The following is a 17002-nucleotide window of genomic DNA, read 5'->3' on the forward strand; positions in this document are numbered from 1 at the left end:
TCAGAAAAAAACCGCTCCCAGGAGCGGTTTTTTCATGGACGGTCAAAACTGCCCTGGAAACACCCAAAGCAGCCCAGCCGTCATGAACAGGTAGCGACCGAATTTGCCGATGGCCATGTAAAAAGTGCAGGGCCACAGCGGCAGTTGCAGCCAACCGGCCACGGCGCAAAGTGGGTCCCCCACGACCGGTAGCCAGCTCAGCAGGCAGGCTTTGGGGCCCAGTTTCTCCAGCCAGGCCAAAGCACGCAGGTGGTTGGCCGATGCCCGCCAGCGCTTGGTGACTTTGCGCGAACCCCAGCCCATCCACCAACTGACCATGCCCCCCAAGGTGTTGCCCACCGTGGCCACCGCAATGGCCGACCAAAACAGTTCGGGGTTGAGCTTGACCAGGCCAAACACCGCAGGCTCTGAGCCCATGGGCAGCAAGGTCGCCGAGATGAAAGACACGACCAACACCGTGCTCAGACCGAATTCGGGCAGGGCCAGCCATTGCAGGAGTTGATTGAGCCAAAGTTCCATGCGCTTCAGTGTAGCGGTCGGTGCAGTACCTCTGAAACCAGAGGTGATTTTCAGGTTTGTAAATTCAAAAACACGCGACCACCCTCGATCTTGACCGGCCATGACTTGACCGGCTCGGTGGCCGGACCGCAGCTGACGGTGCCATCGCGCACATCAAACAGCGCCTGGTGGAAGGGGCACTCCACCTGATGGCCTTCGACAAAGCCGTCGCATAACTTGGCGTTGCCATGGCTGCACAGGTTGTTGATGGCATGCACGCCGCCATCCTCGAGTTTGAACACGGCAATGTCTTGGCCCTCGGGGGCCACAGCGATGCCCGCGCCTTCAAACAAATCGGCCTCGGCGGCCACGTCAATCCAGTGGGTCATGATCAGATGGGGTAAATGATGGAGTTGGGGATCATCTCGCTGTCGTACACGCACAGGCGCTCAGCGAACTTCAAGCCTTCAGGGGTTGGCACGAGGGTGTCGATGTAGCGGCCCACATTGAACACGGTGCTTTCCTTGTCGAGCTTGGTGCGAAACACCGCGTAGTTGGCTTCTGCGTGGATACGGCCGTCTTCAACGCGACGCACCATGGGCGCGCCCACCACGTGGCGCTGGTAATAGGGGTCGTGGTACAGGGTCTCTTGGATGCCGTAAACGCGGTCTTTGAGCATGCCTTTGCTGGTGAAAGACAAGGTGCAAAGTGGAAAGCCGCGCTCAAAGTTTTCTCGGGGCTGCAATTTGTAGACGCATTGCTCGGTGAAAAATTCCGGCCACAGGTCCCAGTGGCCGCTGTCCACGGCGCTGGCGTAATCGGCATAAAGCTGCTGGATACCGAACCAGGTTTGCAGGTCCACCATGATCAATCCTCCATCACTTTTCGCCAGTATTCGTACATGCCCCGGATCAGGGTCTCGGTCACCATGTGGTCGGTCTCGCCCACATCGCGTCCGCCCAACTCCACCAGCATGCGGTGCTCGGGCTTGCTCTCAAACGCTTGCTGCGAGAACTCGATCACCTCACCGTCGTCGGCCGACACGAAGCCCGCCGGTCCAAACAGGTTGGACTGGCGCAAACGGCGCTCGGTCATCTCGGGCGTGTCGTCTTCAAAACCGAAATGCGTCCAGACAAAGTCAAACGCACCATGGCCATCGGGCTGAATGTGGCGTGTGGACACGCTGTTGACTTGCTGCTGAAAGATCACGCTGGGAAACAGCGTCATCATCACCGCCGTGGGCATCTGATCGCCCATTTGCCACCAAGGCTCGGGCACGATGTCCAAAAAGCTCGGGTCATGCAGCTGCATGCTTTCCTTGAAGCTGCTGACCTGCGTGACCTGGGCTTTGTCGCCTGAGGCTTGGCCTGCTGAGCCGCGTGTGGAAATCATGGCCGCATGGCGGTGGTGCGCGTCCATGCGCAGCTCCGATTTGTTGTCCGCCCGCCAAAGGCCAAAGGTCACAAACCAGGTGTGCAGCAAACCGGGGTGGTAGGGGTCTTTGATGTTCTCCTGCATCAGCTTCCAGTTGCCCGGAATGCGCTGGCGGTTGTAGCCCAAGATGGTGAGCTTGCGGCCGTTGAACAGGCGGTCAAAGTAGCGCAGGATGGTCGGTCCCATGTAGTCTTCGAGCGACGCCACATCCTGGTCAAACGAGGCGAACACCACGCCGCTGCGGGTGGCCACTTTGAGTTGTTTCAGGCCATGGTCTTTGGGGTCGAAGTCGGCGGGCATGCCGCCGTTGACTTTGCCATCCTGGCGCACACCACGCCGAAAGGGCACGCCCTGCAGCTTGCCGTCCAGCGCGTAGCTCCACTGGTGGTAGGGGCAGACCAGTTCTTTTTTGTTGCCATGCCGTTCGCGGCAAAAGGCCATGCCCCGGTGCGCACAGACGTTTTCAACGACGTGGATCTGACCGTCTTGGCTGCGCGTCAGGATGACCGAGCGCTCGCCGATGGCGGTGCGTTTGAAGTCGCCTGGATGGGGGATCTCGGCTTCCAAGCCCACATAGCTCCAGTGCTTCTTGTAGAAGAAGCGCTCCAGCTCTTTTTGGTGGCTGTCCTGATTTGTGTACAGGGCAAACGGAACGCGGCTGGTGCCTTCCGTCTCCCAATGAATGGGGTGTTCTTGCATGCGCTCTCCTCGTGAAAACTTAAGCGGCATCATGCGGATGCGCAGAGATTAAGTAAATCGGATTTTCAATATAATAAATATTTGAAAATCAAATAATATGGACATCTCCAAGCTGGACCTCAACTTGATGGTGGTTTTCCACCATTTGCTGCTGCACAAGCGCGTCTCGGCGGTGGCCGACCTGTTGGGGATGAGCCAGCCGGCTGTGAGCAGCGCTTTGGGACGCTTGCGGGCCAGCTTGGGTGACGAGCTTTTTTTGCGCACCCAAAAAGGCATGGTGCCCACGCCCTATGCTCTGCAATTGGCCGAGCCAGTGGCTGTGGCCTTGGATGGCTTGCAGCAAGCACTCAATGTGCGTGCCGCCTTTGACCCCGCTACCAGCACCCGCAGCTTCACTTTGGCCATGACCGATGTGGGCGAGATGTACTTCCTGCCCGTGCTGATCGACGCTTTGGGCAAAGCCGCACCGGGCGTGACTTTGCAAGTGGTCAGCGTCACTCAGGCTTCGCTCAAAGACGACATGGCCGCAGGCCGCATCGACCTGGCCATGGGCTTGTTGCCACAGCTGCAGGCGGGCTTTTACCAGCAAGCGCTGTTCCGGCAACACTACATTGCCCTGATGCGCCAGGCCCATCCGCTGGCGGGCAAAAACAAGCTCACCCTCACCGCTTTCACGCAGGCCGAGCATGTGCGCATCCTGGCCTCTGGCACCGGCCACGGCAGAGTGGACGTGGCCCTGGAGCAGCAAAAACTGCGCCGACACTTTCGCCTGACGGTGCCGCACTATGTGGCCTTGGGCGATGTGCTGAGCCACTCCGACTTGATCGCCACCGTGCCCGAGCGGTTTGCCGACAGAACGCTGCGGCCCTTTGCTTTGGTCAAGCGGGCCTTGCCCATCGTGGTGGACGACAGCGCGATCCACCAGTTCTGGCACAGCCGCCTGCACCGCGATCCAGGCCACCAATGGCTGCGCCAATTCACAAGCGCCTTGTTTGGTGATGCCAAACTGCCGCAGGTGGAAAGTCCGGTTTGAGGGCGGCAAGCCTTCGTTGGCGATAGACCGCTCACCCACCACAGGCCTGCGCTTGCTGGACACGTGCTTCAAGCCAAGGTGTTGATGCTTAACACAGCTGCCTTTCAGTTGCTGAAATATTAAGCAATTACAATCGTGCCTCCTTTTTAAGCAATCCCTTTTCCTGCGCACCTTCCTTCATGCAAATTGGCCCCTACCTCTTGCCGAACAACCTGTTCGTCGCCCCCATGGCGGGTGTGACGGACCGGCCGTTCCGCCAGCTGTGCCGACAGTTCGGGGCGGGCTATGCGGTGAGCGAAATGGTGACATCTCGGCCGGATCTGTGGGCTTCGCTCAAAACCTCACGCCGCGCCAACCACGACGGTGAGCCCGGCCCGATTGCGGTCCAGATCGCCGGCACCGAGGCGCAGATGATGGCCGACGCCACCCGCTACAACATCGACCGGGGCGCACAGATCATCGACATCAACATGGGCTGCCCGGCCAAAAAAGTCTGCAACAAGTGGGCGGGCTCCGCCTTGATGCAAGACGAGCCGCTGGCACTGGAGATCATCAGCGCCGTGGTCGAGGCCGCTTTGCCCCATGGCGTGCCCGTCACACTCAAGATGCGCACCGGCTGGTGCGACGCCGAAAAAAACGCCCTGAGCCTGGCCCGTGCGGCGGAAAGCGCCGGCGTGCAAATGGTTACCGTGCACGGTCGCACCCGCGAGCAGGGCTACAAAGGCTTCGCCGAATACGACACCGTGGCCGCCGTCAAGGCCGCACTCAAGATCCCGGTCGTGGCCAATGGCGACATCGACTCCCCGGAAAAAGCCCGCGATGTGCTGCGCATCACCGGTGCCGACGCCGTGATGGTTGGCCGCGCCGCGCAGGGCAGTCCTTGGATCTTTCGCGAGATCGGCCACTTCTTGGCCACGGGCGAACACCTGGCCCCCCCGCTGGTGGCCGAAGTGCGCCGCGCCCTGTTGGAACACCTGCAAGACCATTACGGCCTGTATGGCGAATACACCGGCGTGCGCTCGGCACGCAAACACATTGGCTGGTATGTGCGCGCCTTGCCTGACGGCGACGCCTTCAGAGAGCACATGAACACCCTGGAGACCGCGCAGCAGCAGTTGGACGCGGTGGCGAAATTTCTGGATGGCTTGGCCAGCCAGATGGACCGGCTGCCCCGCGTGGCGGCGCAGCCGGTATTGGAGACATTGGCATGAGCGAACCACAATCGATAGAACACTGCATCCGGGGCAACCTGGAAACCTATTTCCGCGACCTGGACGGCACCGAGCCCGCAGGCCTTTACGACATGCTGGTCAAGCTGGTTGAAAAGCCCTTGCTGGACGTGGTCATGGCCCAGTCAGGTCAAAACCAGTCCCGTGCCGCCGAATGGCTGGGCTTGAACCGCAACACCTTGCGCAAGAAGTTGCTGGAGCACGAGCTCCTCAAATGAACCGAGCTGTGCTGATGCGCAGCCCTTGAATACGCCAGGCCGAAACCTTTTACCTCGGCCACCTACTGCCTACTTTTAATTTTTGAAGAAAGTCCCCATGAGAGCCCTCATCTCCGTCTCTGACAAAACCGGCATCGTCGATCTGGCCAAAGAACTGCACGCCTTGGGCGTGGGCCTGATCTCGACTGGCGGCACCGCCAAGCTCTTGGCCGAACAAGGCCTGCCCGTGACCGAAGTGGCCGAAGTCACCGGCTTCCCTGAAATGCTGGACGGCCGTGTGAAAACCTTGCACCCCAAAGTGCACGGCGGCTTGCTGGCCCGTCGCGACACGCCCGAACACATGGCGGCTTTGAAGGCGCACCACATCGACACCATCGATTTGTTGATTGTCAACCTCTACCCCTTTGAAGCCACCGTGGCCAAGCCCGGCTGCACCCTGGCCGACGCGATCGAAAACATCGACATCGGCGGCCCAGCCATGGTGCGATCTGCCGCCAAGAACTGGAAAGACGTGGGCATCGTCACCGACGCCAGCCAATACGCCGACGTGATGGCTGAACTCAAAGCCAACGGCAAACTGAGCGACAAACTGCGCTTTGCCTTGTCGGTGGCTGCGTTCAACCGCATCAGCCAATACGACGGTGCCATCAGCAACTACTTGTCGAGCGTGAACTTTGAAGCCGAGAAACTCAGCGAAGACTACGTGCCCGAGCGGGCTCAGTTCTCTGGCCAGTTCAACGAGCAATACGTCAAGGTGCAAGACCTGCGCTACGGCGAAAACAGCCACCAGCAAGCCGCTTGGTACCGCGACTTGGCCCCAGCTGCAGGGTCCTTGGCCACTGGCGTGCAGCTGCAAGGCAAAGAACTCAGCTACAACAACATCGCCGACGCCGACGCGGCTTGGGAATGTGTGAAGAGCTTTGACACCACAGCCTGCGTGATCGTCAAACACGCCAACCCCTGCGGCGTGGCCGTGGGCGCGAACCCGCTGGAGGCCTACAGCAAAGCCTTCCAAACCGACCCCACCAGCGCGTTTGGCGGCATCATCGCCTTTAACCGCCCTGTGGACAAAGCCGCCGCCGAAGCCGTGAGCAAGCAATTTGTCGAAGTGCTGATGGCCCCCGACTTCAGCGCCGAAGCGCTGGAAGTGTTCAAGAGCAAAGTGAATGTGCGCTTGATGAAAATCGCGCTGCCCGCCCATTACGGTGACGTGCGCAACGCGCTCGAAACCAAACGCGTGGGCTCAGGCCTTCTGCTGCAAAGTGCTGACAACCACGAGTTGGCTTTGGCCGACCTGAAGATCGTCACCGTCAAACAACCCACGCCTGAAGAACTCAACGATTTGTTGTTCGCTTGGAAAGTGGCCAAGTTCGTCAAATCCAACGCCATCGTGTTCTGCAAAAACGGCATGACCATGGGCGTGGGCGCAGGCCAAATGAGCCGCCTCGACTCCGCCCGCATCGCCAGCATCAAGGCCGAAGCCGCCAAGCTCAGCCTGCAAAACACTGTGGTCGCCAGCGACGCCTTCTTCCCCTTCCGCGACGGCCTCGACGTGGTGGTGGACGCAGGAGCGACCTGCGTGGCCCAGCCCGGCGGCTCGATGCGCGACCAGGAAGTGATCGACGCCGCCAACGAGCGCGGCGTGGCGATGGTGTTCACCGGCGTGCGTCATTTCCGCCATTGATCCGTGTCATTGATAGGACTGCTTTGAACTTTGAACAACTGGGCCTGGCTCCGGCGCTCTTGCGCGCCGTGGGTGACATGGGTTTGTTTGCCCCCACCCCCATCCAGGCCGAGGCGATTCCGGCGGTCCTGAGGTCTGCTGACGTGTGGGCCACCGCGCCCACTGGCTCGGGCAAGACGCTGGCGTTTGCTTTGCCTTTGGTGCAGCAGCATGTGCTGCAACCGCGCCAGACCAATTTCCGCCGCCCGATCCGCACTCTGGTGCTGGTGCCCACGCGTGAGCTGGCGGTGCAGGTCGGCGACATCCTCAGCAACCTGGCCTACAAGCCAGGGCTCAAGGTGTCGGTGGTGTATGGCGGCGTGTCGATCAACCCTCAAATGATGGGCCTGCGCGGCGGGGCTGACATCGTGGTGGCCACACCGGGCCGTTTGCTCGATCTGGTGGACCACAACGCGGTGCACTTGGGCAACGTGCAGCATTTGGTGCTGGACGAAGCCGATCGTTTGCTGGACTTGGGCTTTGCCGACGAGTTGCAGCGCGTGCTGGCGCTGCTGCCGCCCAAGCGCCAGACCTTGTTGTTCTCAGCCACCTTCGCCCCCGAAGTGGAGGCGCTGGCTGCCAACTTGCTGCGCGATCCGGTGCGCATCACGGTGGAGGCCTTTGAGGGCCACAAGCCCGACATCACCCAGCGGGCCATCGCGGTGGACGAAAAATCGCGCACCGCCTTGCTGCGCCACCTGATCGCTGACAACAGCTGGAAGCAGGTGTTGGTGTTTGTGGCCACGCGCTACGCTTGTGAGCATGTGGCCAACAAGCTCTACAAAGCGGGCATCTATGCCACGCCTTTCCATGGCGAGATGAGCCAAGGCGCGCGCCAAGATGTGCTGCACGACTTCAAAGCCGGACGCTGGGACGTGGTGGTCACCACCGATCTGGCTTCGCGTGGCATCGACATCGCCATGCTGCCGGTGGTGGTCAACTACGACTTGCCGCGCTCGGCCACCGACTACACCCACCGCATTGGCCGCACGGGCCGCGCCGGGGCGCATGGCGACGCGGTCAGCTTTGTCACCGCCGAAGCGCTTGCGCATTGGAAGCTGATCTGCAAACGCGAAAGCCTGGAGCTGGCCTTGGAGCAGATCGCAGGCTTTGATCCGACCGATGAACCCCCAGCCCCACAAGGCAACGGCGGCATCAAGGGCAAGCGGCCTAGCAAAAAAGATAAGTTGCGGGCGGCCGCCGCCCAAGAGCGTCCATGAAAAAGGCCCCTGACGGGGCCTTGGCATCATTCGTCGTCGGAGTCGCTGAACGCGCCGCTGTCATCGCCAGTTTGGGCGCCGGGCTTGAGCACCCGCACCCCGTGCTTGCTCAAAATCTCCACATACACCGAAGCTGCGCCCGACTTGGCGGCAGCGTCCACGGCTTCGATCACGGCGCTCACGCGCACGACCTCGGCGTTGCCTTCGGTCAGGCCCACTTTGCAGTCAAAGTCCCAAAAATCTGCACCCTTGGGCACGTCGCGGTTGCGTTCGCGTTTGAAGTATTTGCGGATTTCGTGCTTGACGGATTCGAGCACGCGGTCGGGGTGCTTGCCTTCGGCTTGCAGGGGAAAATTCTTTTTCATGGATCGTCCTAAAGGGAGAGGCAAGCGCCCGGTCCGGACGTGAATGCAGGGGCGGATTATCGCCGGTTTGGGGCCAGGGTCAGTCGCCTCAGTCGACAAACCGGTACTTGAGCTGGAAACTCAGCGCGCCATACAGCCGGTCTTTGAGCGGTGGCACCAAGGCCATGTTCAAGCCCCAGTGGCCTGATTCATAGGTGGCCACCGGGATCACCGCCGGGAACCAGCCGCCGTTGAAGGCTTTGGGATAGCCATTGAATGCGCCGCCGACCACGCCCAGTTTGACGCTGCCCCAGCGCCAAGGCTGGTAGTAGGCCCCCACATAACTGGAGCGTGCGTTGTCGCTGTTGATGAAGCGACCTGCGGTGGCGCTCCAGGTGTCGTCGATGCGGTATTCCAAACCCAAGCCTGGGTTGGCATTGCGCAGGCCTTTGCCTTCGTCAAAGTGGGCCGAGTAAAAGCCTGCGTTGACCCACAGGCGGCTGGATTCAAACTCGGCGTGTGCGGGCGCGCACAACAAAGTGGCCCAACCTGAGCAGATCAAGCAGGCAACGCGCTTCATGGCTCAGAGCGACTTGAACACGTCAGCCGCCACACGCACCGTCTCGGCGATGTCGGCGTCGGTGTGGGCAGCACTCACAAAACCGGCCTCGTACAAAGCGGGGGCGATGTAAACACCGCCATCCAGCAAACCGTGGAACAACTTATTGAACTTGGGGCTGTCGCTGGTCATCACTTTGGCATAGTTTTGCGGCAGCTCGGGCAGCAAGAAAAAGCCGAACATGCCGCCCTGGCAATCGCCGCTGAAGGGCACACCTGCTGCTGCGGCAGCGCCCGTCAGGCCATCGACCAAGCTTTGGGTTCGGGCGCTCAAAGCATCCCAGAAGCCGGGTTTGGCGATCTCGCGCAATGTGGTCAAGCCGCAGGCGGTGGCCACAGGGTTGCCGCTGAGTGTGCCAGCTTGGTACACCGGACCAGTGGGGGCCAATTGCCGCATGATCTCGCGCGGGCCACCAAACGCGGCCAACGGCATCCCACCGCCAATCACTTTGCCCAGCACGGTCATGTCAGGCTTGAAGCCGGGAATGGCTTTGGCGTAAACGCTTTGTGCGCTACCCAAGGCCACACGGAAGCCGGACATGACTTCGTCAAACACCAGCAAGGCGCCATGCTGTGTGCACAACTCGCGGCAGCGCGTCATGAAGGGCACGCTGGCGCGCACAAAGTTCATGTTGCCCGCGATCGGCTCGATCATCACGCAGGCCAGTTCCTTGCCGTGCAGGGCAAAGGCCTCTTCCAGCTGCTGGATGTTGTTGTATTCGAGCACCAAGGTGTCGCGCACCACTTCGGGGGGCACACCCGCGCTGGTGGGGTTGCCAAAGGTGGCCAGGCCGGAGCCGGCCTTGACCAGCAGCGCATCGGCATGGCCGTGGTAACAGCCTTCAAACTTGATGAATTTGCTGCGGCCTGTAGCGCCGCGGGCCAGGCGCAGAGCGCTCATGCCCGCTTCGGTGCCTGAGCTGACCAAGCGCACCATCTCCATCGAAGGAACGTGCTTCAGGATTTCTTCAGCCAGCTCGATCTCGCGTTCTGTAGGGGCACCAAACGAAAAACCGTCCAGCGCCGCTTTTTGCACCGCTTCGAGCACCACGGGGTTGCCGTGGCCCAGGATCATCGGGCCCCAAGAACCGATGTAGTCGATGTATTTCTGGCCATTGGCATCCCAAAAATAAGCGCCTTGGGCGCGCTGCACAAAGCGGGGTGTACCGCCCACAGCGCGAAAGGCCCGCACGGGGGAGTTCACGCCACCGGGGATCACTTGGGCGGCACGGTCAAACAGTTCTTGGTTGCGATCGGTCATGGCTTGTCTCTCAGGTCAGTGTTTGGTTTCGCTGAAGGGCACTTCAAAGTAATCCGCTCCGGGGTGCACTTCATCGTCTTGGGTTTCGCCCTCGTCTTCAGCGTCGGGCAAGGCCCAAAAGAGGCGGTCTGGAATGACCTGGCCCATGCCGGGGCGAAAGCCTTCGTCCAGGCAGCGGTCCAGGTAATGCAGGGCTTCGTTGGTGGCTTCGGTCAGGTCCATGCCGGTGGCCAGCAAGGCGGCCAGGGCGGCGGTTAGGGTGTCGCCCGCACCGGCAAAGATGGCTTCGATGCGCTCGAACCTTTCATGGCTGATCACCGTCTCGGGCGAGGCCAGCACGTTGTCGATGTGTTGTTCGGGCAAGGGCAGGCCGGTCACCAAGGTGAAGGGCACGCCCAGTTCGGCAGCGGCTTTGGCGATGTCGCGAGGCCCGGGGTTGCGCTCGCCCGACCAGTCGGGCAGCAGCCAGCGGCGCAAGGTGCTGTGGTGGCCCACCAGCACGCTGGTTTGCGGCAGCATCAGTTCGCGAAAGGCGTCCAAGTAGGCGTCGATCTTGTCGTCTTCCCACCAAGACAGGTTGGGCATGTAGGCCACGACCGGCACACCCTCGTAGTCATCGGCCAGTTCGGCAATGATGGCCAAGTTCTCGGGCGTGCCCACAAAGCCGACCTTGATGACCTGCACCGGCACGTCTTCGGCCACGGCGCGGGCTTGGTCGTGGACGGCCTCGTCGTCCATGGCAAAGAAGTCGGTGATGCTGCTGGTGTCGCGCACATAAGCGCCCGTGCACACCGGCAGGCAATGCGCGCCCACCGAGGCCATGGCGGTGGCGTCGCAGGTCAGGCCACCCGCGCCGCTGGGGTCGTTGGCATTGAAGGACAAAATGCAGGCCAAGCCTGCTGACTCTTCAGCGTCTGCTTCTTCGGTGTCGGGCGTGTCGGGTTTGTGATCGGTCATTTAAGCGAAGTGCCATGGGCTTCAGAAGGTCTTCAGCCGGGCCTGCTGCGCGGCCCGATACAATGCAAATCATTCTATTCGACTCTCTGATTGCGACACTGTGATGGAACTCAAAACCTGGATGTGCCTGATTTGCGGCTGGATTTACGACGAAGCCGAGGGCGACCCCGAGCACGGCATCGCGCCCGGCACCAAATGGGAAGACGTGCCCATGAACTGGACCTGCCCCGAATGCGCGGCCCGCAAAGAAGACTTTGAGATGGTGGCAATCTAAGCGTAGCACAAGACCTTGTACCCGGGTCGGTCGGAGCTTCAGCTCCGACATGCTTTTGGCGTACAAGCCCATGTCGGGGCTGAAGCCACCGACCTGCACTTTGAAGAACCCAGCCGCCTGAATCAGGCGGCTTTTTTCTTGACCACGGCGTACCGTGCCAGCGTTTTTTCACGCGCCTCGGCGTGGTCCACGATGGGCGCGGGGTAGGTTTTGCCGATCACCACCTCAGCCGTTTGCAACTCCATCGGCTTGGCCAGCCAGGGCGCATGCAGCGCTGCCGTGGGCAAGGCCGCCAGCTCAGGCACATAGCGGCGGATGAACTTGCCCTCGGGGTCGAACTTTTCGCTTTGGCTGATCGGGTTGAAGATGCGAAAGTAAGGCTGCGCATCGCAACCACTGGAGCTGGCCCATTGCCAGCCGCCGTTGTTGGCCGACAAATCGAAGTCGTTCAGGTGCTGGGCAAAGTAGCGCTCTCCCCAGCGCCAGTCGATGCCCAAATCTTTCACCAAAAAGCTGGCCACCACCATGCGCAGGCGGTTGTGCATGTAGCCGGTCTGGTTGATCTGGCGCATGGCCGCGTCCACCAGCGGGTAGCCGGTGCGGGCTTCGCACCACGCGTCAAACAGCTTGTGGGCATGCGTGCCGTGCTCCCACTTGATGTGGTCGTATTCGGGCTTGAAGCTCTCGCCCCGCCCCACATGGCCAAAGTTGTGCAGCACCTGCACATAAAAATCGCGCCAAATCAGCTCAGACAGCCACACCGCCGCGCCTGCACTGCCAGCTGTCATACGGGCATGCGCCTCGCGGGCCAGCTGGCGGATGGACACCGTGCCAAAGCGCAGGTGCACGCTCAGGTAGCTGGGGCCTTTGACCGCAGGGAAGTTGCGGGTGTCTTCGTACTGGTCGATGCGGGTCAGAAAGTCGGCCAACAAAGCCTGGCCGCCCGACTCGCCGGTGGGGATTTTCAGGGCCTGGAGGTTGCTAGCTTCAAAGTCGATGTCTTGCAAAGCCATCACGGGCTGGGCCAGGTTGTCCGGGCGCGGGGCCAGGTGCTGGGCGTATTTTTCGACCGGGTAGGCCTTCAATTCAAAAGGCGTGATTTTCTTGAGCCAAGCATTTTTGTAGGGGGTGAACACCGCAAAGGGCTTGCCCATCTGCGTCAGCACTTCGTTGCGCTCAAAGATCACATGGTCTTTGTAGGTGTGCAGCACGATGCCGTGGTCTGCCAGGTGCCCGCGCACCTGGATGTCGCGCGCCAGCGCCTCGGGCTCGTCGTCGTGGTTGGCAAAAACAGCTTGCACCTGCAGGTGGTGGGCCAACTTGGGGATTTTGTCTTGCGCCACACCGTGGCGCACGATCAGGCCCGCCTGGGGATGCCCGGCCAATTGCCGCAGCTGTTCATCGACTTCGACCAGCGATTCGCGGATGAACTCGACCCGGCGGTCGGCGCGGGGCAGTTTGTCCAGAATGGCGGTGTCGAACACAAAGGCCACGTGCACCCGCTGGCAGTGTTTGAGCGCGTGGTAAAGCGCCGCATGGTCGGCCACGCGCAGGTCGCGCCGAAGCCACACCAAGCCGCTCGAAAAAGTGGTTTCCATGACAGCCTGACCGGTTGGATCAATAAGTGGGCCCTTGGGCCTCACCAAGATGGCGGGGCCGTTAAAATCGGGGCATGACCGATTGTGCCTCCATTGACCTCAAGCATCATTTCCTGATCGCCATGCCCGGGTTGGAGGACGAGACATTTGCCCGCAGCGTGGTGTACATGTGCGAACACAGTTCTCGCGGTGCCATGGGCCTGATCATCAACAAACCTGCCGACATCAGCATGCGCCACTTGTTTGACAAGGTGGACTTGCCGCTGCGCCGCGAAGACCTGATGCAAAACCCCGTCTCGCACGGTGGCCCGGTGCAGACCGAGCGCGGCTTTGTGCTGCACGACCCGATGCGCCTTGAAGATCCGCAGGAAGATGCAAGCTCGATCTACGCTTCTACCCTGACCGTGCCCGGGGGGCTGGAGATGACCACCTCCCGAGATGTGCTGGAAGCCTTGTCGTCGGGCGCAGGCCCGCGCCGCGTGCTGGTCACGCTGGGTTACTCGTCTTGGGGCGAGGGGCAGCTGGAATCGGAGCTGGCCGAGAACACCTGGCTGACGGTGCCCGCGTCGATCGATGTGATCTTCGATGTGCCCATGGCCGAGCGCTATGACCGCGCTTTGGACTTGCTGGGCCTCAAAAGCTGGATGCTCTCGCCAGAGGCGGGCCACGCATGAGCAGCGCACCCGATAACGCCGTTCCCGCCAACCAGCAGAGTTTTTTGGCCTTTGACTACGGCCTCAAGCGCACCGGCGTGGCCGTGGGTAACCGCTTGATGAAGTCGGCCACCCCGCAGGGCACCATAGCTGCTGAGGGTGATGCCCGGTTTGCCAAGATCGCCGAAAGAATCAAAGAGTGGCAGCCCGACGCGCTGGTGATCGGCGTGCCCACCCACCCCGATGGTGGCGAACACGAAAACACGCTGCGCGCCCGCAAGTTCGGTCGCCAGTTGCGGGGCCGTTTTGGCCTCCCGGTGTACGAGGTGGACGAGCGGTACACCACCACCGAAGCCCATTCTTATGGCGCCAAAGACGCCGATGCGGCGGCGGCGGCCATCATCCTGGATCAATTTTTGAGGAACCTGCCATGAGCGCACTCGCCCTGAATGCCGAGGCCTTGTACCTGGAGCTGCTGCGCGGTGTGCGCAGCCTGTGCCAAGCCAACACGCGCCTGGTGGGCATCACCTCGGGTGGTGCCTGGCTGGCCGAACGCCTGCAGCGCGACCTGGGCTTGGCCGGTGAAGCGGGCCAGGTCTCTTCGGTCATGCACCGCGACGATTTTGCCCAGCGCGGCTTGTCCGCTGGTGGCCAGACCAGCTTGCCGTTTGAGGTCGATGGCGCGGACATTTTGGTGCTCGACGATGTGCTCTACACCGGCCGGACCATCCGCGCCGTGCTCAATGAAATCTTTGACTACGGCCGCCCCGCCCGTGTGCAGCTGGCGGTCCTGGTCGATCGCGGAGGCCGGCAGCTGCCGGTGCAGGCCGACTTTGCCGCCGCCCGCGTGGCCCTGCCCGAGACGCAATCGTTGGCGCTGGCCCGCGATGCGGCAGGGCGCTTCAGTTTTGACGTGGAGAACAAAGCCTGATTGAGGTGACAACAACATGCTCTACAAACGCAACAACCCCCAACTGAACAAAAACGGCGAGCTGATCCACCTGCTCTCCACCGAAGGCCTGTCCAAGGACATCCTGACGCACATCCTCGACACCGCGCAAGGCTTTGTGAGTGTCAACGACCGTGAGGTCAAGAAGGTGCCCCTCTTGCGCGGCAAGAGCGTGTTCAACCTGTTCTTTGAAAACAGCACCCGCACCCGAACCACCTTCGACATCGCCGCCACCCGCCTGTCGGCCGACGTCTACACGCTCGACATCGCGCGCTCTTCGGCCAGCAAGGGCGAGTCGCTGCTGGACACCATCGCCAACTTGAGCGCCATGGCCGCTGACATTTTTGTGGTGCGCCACAGCGAGTCGGGTGCGCCCTACCTGATCGCCCAGCATGTGGCGCCCCATGTGCATGTGGTCAACGCCGGTGACGGGCGCCACGCCCACCCCACCCAGGCGCTGCTGGACATGTACACCATCCGGCACTACAAAAAAGACTTTTCCAACCTCACCGTGGCCATCGTGGGCGATGTGCTGCACTCGCGTGTGGCCCGCTCGGACATCCACGCGCTCACCACGCTGGGCTGCGCCGAGGTGCGTGTCGTCGGCCCCAAAACGCTGGTGCCCGCCGACATGGCCCAGATGGGTGTGCGCGTCTTCAACAACCTGGAAGAAGGCATCAAGGGCTGCGACGTGGTCATCATGCTGCGCCTGCAAAACGAGCGCATGAGCGGCGCACTGTTGCCCTCGAGCCAAGAATATTTCGAGAGCTTTGGCCTCACGCCCGAGAAGCTGCAACTGGCCAAGCCCGACGCCATCGTCATGCACCCCGGCCCGATCAACCGAGGGGTTGAGATCGACTCGGCCGTGGTCGATGGCCAGCAAAGCGTGATCTTGCCGCAGGTGACCTTTGGCATCGCGGTGCGCATGGCGGTGATGAGCATCGTGGCCGGTAACGAAGCCTGAGGGGAACAAGAACATGAAAATCCTGATTCAAAACGGCCGCGTCATCGACCCCGCCAGCGGCTTTGACCAAAAGGTGGACTTGGCCATTGCGGCGGGCCGCATTGTGGCCATGGGCCAGGTGCCCGCTGACTTCAACCCCAACCGCGTGATCGATGCCAAAGGCTGCATCGTGGCCCCTGGTCTGGTGGACTTGGCCTCGCGTTTGCGCGAGCCCGGCCAAGAACACGAGGGCATGCTCGAGAGCGAAATGGCCGCTGCTGTGGCCGGGGGGGTGACCAGCTTGGTCTGCCCACCCGACACCGAGCCGGTGCTCGACGAACCCGGTCTGGTGGAGATGCTGCGCTACCGCGCTGAAAAACTGCACCAGGCCCGCGTGCTGCCGCTGGGCGCACTCACGGTGGGTTTGAAAGGTGATGTGCTGACCGAAATGGTCCAGCTGACCGACGCTGGTTGCGTGGGCTTCAGCCAGGCCGAAGTGCCGATCCCCAGCACCCAAGTGCTGCAACGCGCCTTGCAATACGCCAGCACCTTTGGCTTCACGGTCTGGCTGCGCCCGCAAGAGCTGCACCTGGGCAAAGGCGTGGCCGCCAGTGGCGCCTTGGCCACGCGCATGGGTTTATCGGGCGTGTCGGTGGCCGCCGAGACGATCGCCTTGCACACGATTTTTGAATTGGTGCGCAGCACCCGAGCCCGCGTGCACCTGTGCCGCATCAGCAGCGCGCAAGGTGTTGAGCTGCTTCGTCAGGCCAAGGCCGAGGGCCTGCCGATCACGGCCGACGTGAGCATCAATTCGCTGCACTTGACCGATGCCGACATGGGCTACTTCGACAGCCGTGCCCGATTGACCCCCGTGCTGCGTCAGCAGCGCGACCGCGAAGCCCTGCGTGCAGGCTTGGCCGATGGCACGCTCGATGTGCTGGTGTCGGACCACACGCCTGTCGACGCCGATGCCAAAGCCTTGCCTTTTGCCGAGGCCGAGCCCGGCGCCACCGGCATGGAGTTGCTCTGGAGCTTGGCACTCAAGTGGGGTCAAGAGGCTGGCGTGGATTTGCCGAAAGTGCTGGCGCGCATCACGTCTGATCCGGCCCGTGTGCTGGGCACCACGCTCAACACCTTGCAAGGCTCCGTCGGTCACCTGGCCATTGGCGGTGTGGCCGATGTGTGTGTGTTGTCCACCGAAGGCCACTGGCTGGTGACGCCGGATTGCCTGCGCAGTCAAGGTAAAAGCACACCGTTCTCGGGTTACGAGTTGCCCGGCCGTGTGTTGACCACTTTGGTGGGCGGGCATGTGGCTTTTGAAGCCAAGTGATGCCGTTGTGCGCGCGAGCCC

Annotated in this window: 20 protein-coding genes; 11 read left to right on the forward strand and 9 right to left on the reverse strand. The window is 61.7% G+C overall.

The genetic code is table 11. The features are described 5' to 3' along the window. Nucleotides 1-42: 42 nt before the first annotated feature. Genes QLQ16_RS09400 through QLQ16_RS09415 form a run of 4 tightly spaced genes read right to left on the reverse strand, consistent with a single transcriptional unit; the run spans nt 43 to nt 2631 of the window. Complete coding sequence (locus tag QLQ16_RS09400) at nt 43-519, reverse strand: YqaA family protein (RefSeq protein WP_283224434.1); 477 nt, start codon at nt 517-519, stop codon at nt 43-45. Nucleotides 520-569: 50 nt separating this feature from the next. After that, nucleotides 570-887 carry a non-heme iron oxygenase ferredoxin subunit gene (locus QLQ16_RS09405; RefSeq protein WP_283224435.1) on the reverse strand — a complete coding sequence of 106 codons (318 nt, stop codon included), beginning with the start codon at nt 885-887 and terminating at the stop codon, nt 570-572. A gap of 2 nt (nt 888-889) precedes the next feature. Next, nucleotides 890-1363, reverse strand: a complete 474-nt coding sequence (locus QLQ16_RS09410) for an aromatic-ring-hydroxylating dioxygenase subunit beta (RefSeq protein WP_283224436.1) — start codon at nt 1361-1363, stop codon at nt 890-892. A gap of 2 nt (nt 1364-1365) precedes the next feature. Beyond that, on the reverse strand, nt 1366-2631 hold the full coding sequence (locus QLQ16_RS09415) for an aromatic ring-hydroxylating dioxygenase subunit alpha (protein WP_283224437.1): 1266 nt from the start codon (nt 2629-2631) through the stop codon (nt 1366-1368). Nucleotides 2632-2728: 97 nt separating this feature from the next. On the opposite strand from QLQ16_RS09415, the gene QLQ16_RS09420 reads away from it, so the two are divergent. From QLQ16_RS09420 to QLQ16_RS09440, 5 genes are all read left to right on the forward strand, one after another. Then, on the forward strand, nt 2729-3664 hold the full coding sequence (locus tag QLQ16_RS09420) for a LysR family transcriptional regulator (protein WP_283224438.1): 936 nt from the start codon (nt 2729-2731) through the stop codon (nt 3662-3664). Nucleotides 3665-3843: 179 nt separating this feature from the next. Beyond that, complete coding sequence (dusB, locus tag QLQ16_RS09425; protein ID WP_283224439.1) at nt 3844-4875, forward strand: tRNA dihydrouridine synthase DusB; 1032 nt, start codon at nt 3844-3846, stop codon at nt 4873-4875. Then, nucleotides 4872-5111, forward strand: coding sequence for a Fis family transcriptional regulator (locus tag QLQ16_RS09430; RefSeq protein WP_283224440.1), 240 nt, complete (start codon nt 4872-4874; stop codon nt 5109-5111). The genes dusB and QLQ16_RS09430 overlap by 4 nt, the downstream gene beginning before the upstream one ends. A gap of 97 nt (nt 5112-5208) precedes the next feature. Beyond that, nucleotides 5209-6795: a bifunctional phosphoribosylaminoimidazolecarboxamide formyltransferase/IMP cyclohydrolase gene (gene purH, locus QLQ16_RS09435; RefSeq protein ID WP_283224441.1), complete on the forward strand. Its 1587-nt coding sequence runs from the start codon at nt 5209-5211 to the stop codon at nt 6793-6795. A gap of 23 nt (nt 6796-6818) precedes the next feature. Continuing rightward, entirely contained in the window at nt 6819-8054 is a 1236-nt protein-coding gene (locus tag QLQ16_RS09440) for a DEAD/DEAH box helicase (RefSeq protein WP_283224442.1), read from the forward strand. Between the two features lie 26 nt (nt 8055-8080). On the opposite strand, the gene QLQ16_RS09445 is transcribed toward QLQ16_RS09440, so the two are convergent. From QLQ16_RS09445 to thiD, 4 genes are all read right to left on the reverse strand, one after another. Then, nucleotides 8081-8419 (reverse strand): DUF6172 family protein, encoded by a 339-nt coding sequence (locus QLQ16_RS09445; protein ID WP_283224443.1) that lies wholly within the window; start codon nt 8417-8419, stop codon nt 8081-8083. Nucleotides 8420-8507: 88 nt separating this feature from the next. Beyond that, entirely contained in the window at nt 8508-8978 is a 471-nt protein-coding gene (locus tag QLQ16_RS09450; RefSeq protein WP_283224444.1) for a hypothetical protein, read from the reverse strand. A 3-nt stretch (nt 8979-8981) separates the two neighbouring features. Continuing rightward, nucleotides 8982-10277 (reverse strand): glutamate-1-semialdehyde 2,1-aminomutase, encoded by a 1296-nt coding sequence (hemL, locus tag QLQ16_RS09455; protein WP_283224445.1) that lies wholly within the window; start codon nt 10275-10277, stop codon nt 8982-8984. 15 nt (nt 10278-10292) lie between these two features. Next, nucleotides 10293-11234: a bifunctional hydroxymethylpyrimidine kinase/phosphomethylpyrimidine kinase gene (thiD, locus tag QLQ16_RS09460; protein WP_283224446.1), complete on the reverse strand. Its 942-nt coding sequence runs from the start codon at nt 11232-11234 to the stop codon at nt 10293-10295. Nucleotides 11235-11337: 103 nt separating this feature from the next. Between thiD and QLQ16_RS09465 the strand changes: the two genes are divergently transcribed. Then, nucleotides 11338-11508 (forward strand): rubredoxin, encoded by a 171-nt coding sequence (locus tag QLQ16_RS09465; RefSeq protein WP_089958888.1) that lies wholly within the window; start codon nt 11338-11340, stop codon nt 11506-11508. Between the two features lie 122 nt (nt 11509-11630). Here QLQ16_RS09465 and QLQ16_RS09470 read toward each other — a convergent pair whose 3' ends face one another. After that, the gene (locus QLQ16_RS09470) at nt 11631-13106 is read right to left on the reverse strand and encodes a cryptochrome/photolyase family protein (RefSeq protein WP_283224447.1); all 1476 of its coding nucleotides are present in this window, start codon (nt 13104-13106) and stop codon (nt 11631-11633) included. Between the two features lie 74 nt (nt 13107-13180). Here QLQ16_RS09470 and QLQ16_RS09475 point away from each other — a divergent pair, with 74 nt between their 5' ends. From QLQ16_RS09475 to QLQ16_RS09495, 5 genes are read left to right on the forward strand one after another with little or no spacing between them, the layout of a single operon-like run. Further along, nucleotides 13181-13780: a YqgE/AlgH family protein gene (locus QLQ16_RS09475; RefSeq protein WP_283224448.1), complete on the forward strand. Its 600-nt coding sequence runs from the start codon at nt 13181-13183 to the stop codon at nt 13778-13780. Next, a complete protein-coding gene (gene ruvX, locus QLQ16_RS09480) occupies nt 13777-14193 on the forward strand; it encodes a Holliday junction resolvase RuvX (protein ID WP_283224449.1) in 417 nt (138 codons plus the stop codon). Before QLQ16_RS09475 ends, ruvX begins: the two co-directional genes overlap by 4 nt. Further along, nucleotides 14190-14690 (forward strand): bifunctional pyr operon transcriptional regulator/uracil phosphoribosyltransferase PyrR, encoded by a 501-nt coding sequence (pyrR, locus tag QLQ16_RS09485; RefSeq protein ID WP_283224450.1) that lies wholly within the window; start codon nt 14190-14192, stop codon nt 14688-14690. Before ruvX ends, pyrR begins: the two co-directional genes overlap by 4 nt. A gap of 16 nt (nt 14691-14706) precedes the next feature. Beyond that, a complete protein-coding gene (locus QLQ16_RS09490; protein ID WP_283224451.1) occupies nt 14707-15672 on the forward strand; it encodes an aspartate carbamoyltransferase catalytic subunit in 966 nt (321 codons plus the stop codon). Between the two features lie 13 nt (nt 15673-15685). Beyond that, complete coding sequence (locus tag QLQ16_RS09495; RefSeq protein WP_283224452.1) at nt 15686-16981, forward strand: dihydroorotase; 1296 nt, start codon at nt 15686-15688, stop codon at nt 16979-16981. Nucleotides 16982-17002 lie beyond the last annotated feature (21 nt).

This window comes from Limnohabitans lacus, from assembly GCF_030053395.1.
GTDB lineage: Bacteria > Pseudomonadota > Gammaproteobacteria > Burkholderiales > Burkholderiaceae_C > Limnohabitans_A > Limnohabitans_A lacus.

Coding starts and splice junctions, on each gene's coding strand:
- QLQ16_RS09430 (WP_283224440.1), top strand. CDS start 4,872: ATGAGCGAACCACAATCGATAGAACACTGCATCCGGGGCAACCTGGAA.
- QLQ16_RS09490 (WP_283224451.1), top strand. CDS start 14,707: ATGCTCTACAAACGCAACAACCCCCAACTGAACAAAAACGGCGAGCTG.
- QLQ16_RS09420 (WP_283224438.1), top strand. CDS start 2,729: ATGGACATCTCCAAGCTGGACCTCAACTTGATGGTGGTTTTCCACCAT.
- hemL (WP_283224445.1), bottom strand. CDS start 10,277: ATGACCGATCGCAACCAAGAACTGTTTGACCGTGCCGCCCAAGTGATC.
- ruvX (WP_283224449.1), top strand. CDS start 13,777: ATGAGCAGCGCACCCGATAACGCCGTTCCCGCCAACCAGCAGAGTTTT.
- QLQ16_RS09465 (WP_089958888.1), top strand. CDS start 11,338: ATGGAACTCAAAACCTGGATGTGCCTGATTTGCGGCTGGATTTACGAC.
- dusB (WP_283224439.1), top strand. CDS start 3,844: ATGCAAATTGGCCCCTACCTCTTGCCGAACAACCTGTTCGTCGCCCCC.
- QLQ16_RS09470 (WP_283224447.1), bottom strand. CDS start 13,106: ATGGAAACCACTTTTTCGAGCGGCTTGGTGTGGCTTCGGCGCGACCTG.
- purH (WP_283224441.1), top strand. CDS start 5,209: ATGAGAGCCCTCATCTCCGTCTCTGACAAAACCGGCATCGTCGATCTG.
- QLQ16_RS09450 (WP_283224444.1), bottom strand. CDS start 8,978: ATGAAGCGCGTTGCCTGCTTGATCTGCTCAGGTTGGGCCACTTTGTTG.
- QLQ16_RS09445 (WP_283224443.1), bottom strand. CDS start 8,419: ATGAAAAAGAATTTTCCCCTGCAAGCCGAAGGCAAGCACCCCGACCGC.
- thiD (WP_283224446.1), bottom strand. CDS start 11,234: ATGACCGATCACAAACCCGACACGCCCGACACCGAAGAAGCAGACGCT.
- QLQ16_RS09415 (WP_283224437.1), bottom strand. CDS start 2,631: ATGCAAGAACACCCCATTCATTGGGAGACGGAAGGCACCAGCCGCGTT.
- QLQ16_RS09400 (WP_283224434.1), bottom strand. CDS start 519: ATGGAACTTTGGCTCAATCAACTCCTGCAATGGCTGGCCCTGCCCGAA.
- QLQ16_RS09405 (WP_283224435.1), bottom strand. CDS start 887: ATGACCCACTGGATTGACGTGGCCGCCGAGGCCGATTTGTTTGAAGGC.
- QLQ16_RS09475 (WP_283224448.1), top strand. CDS start 13,181: ATGACCGATTGTGCCTCCATTGACCTCAAGCATCATTTCCTGATCGCC.
- pyrR (WP_283224450.1), top strand. CDS start 14,190: ATGAGCGCACTCGCCCTGAATGCCGAGGCCTTGTACCTGGAGCTGCTG.
- QLQ16_RS09495 (WP_283224452.1), top strand. CDS start 15,686: ATGAAAATCCTGATTCAAAACGGCCGCGTCATCGACCCCGCCAGCGGC.
- QLQ16_RS09410 (WP_283224436.1), bottom strand. CDS start 1,363: ATGGTGGACCTGCAAACCTGGTTCGGTATCCAGCAGCTTTATGCCGAT.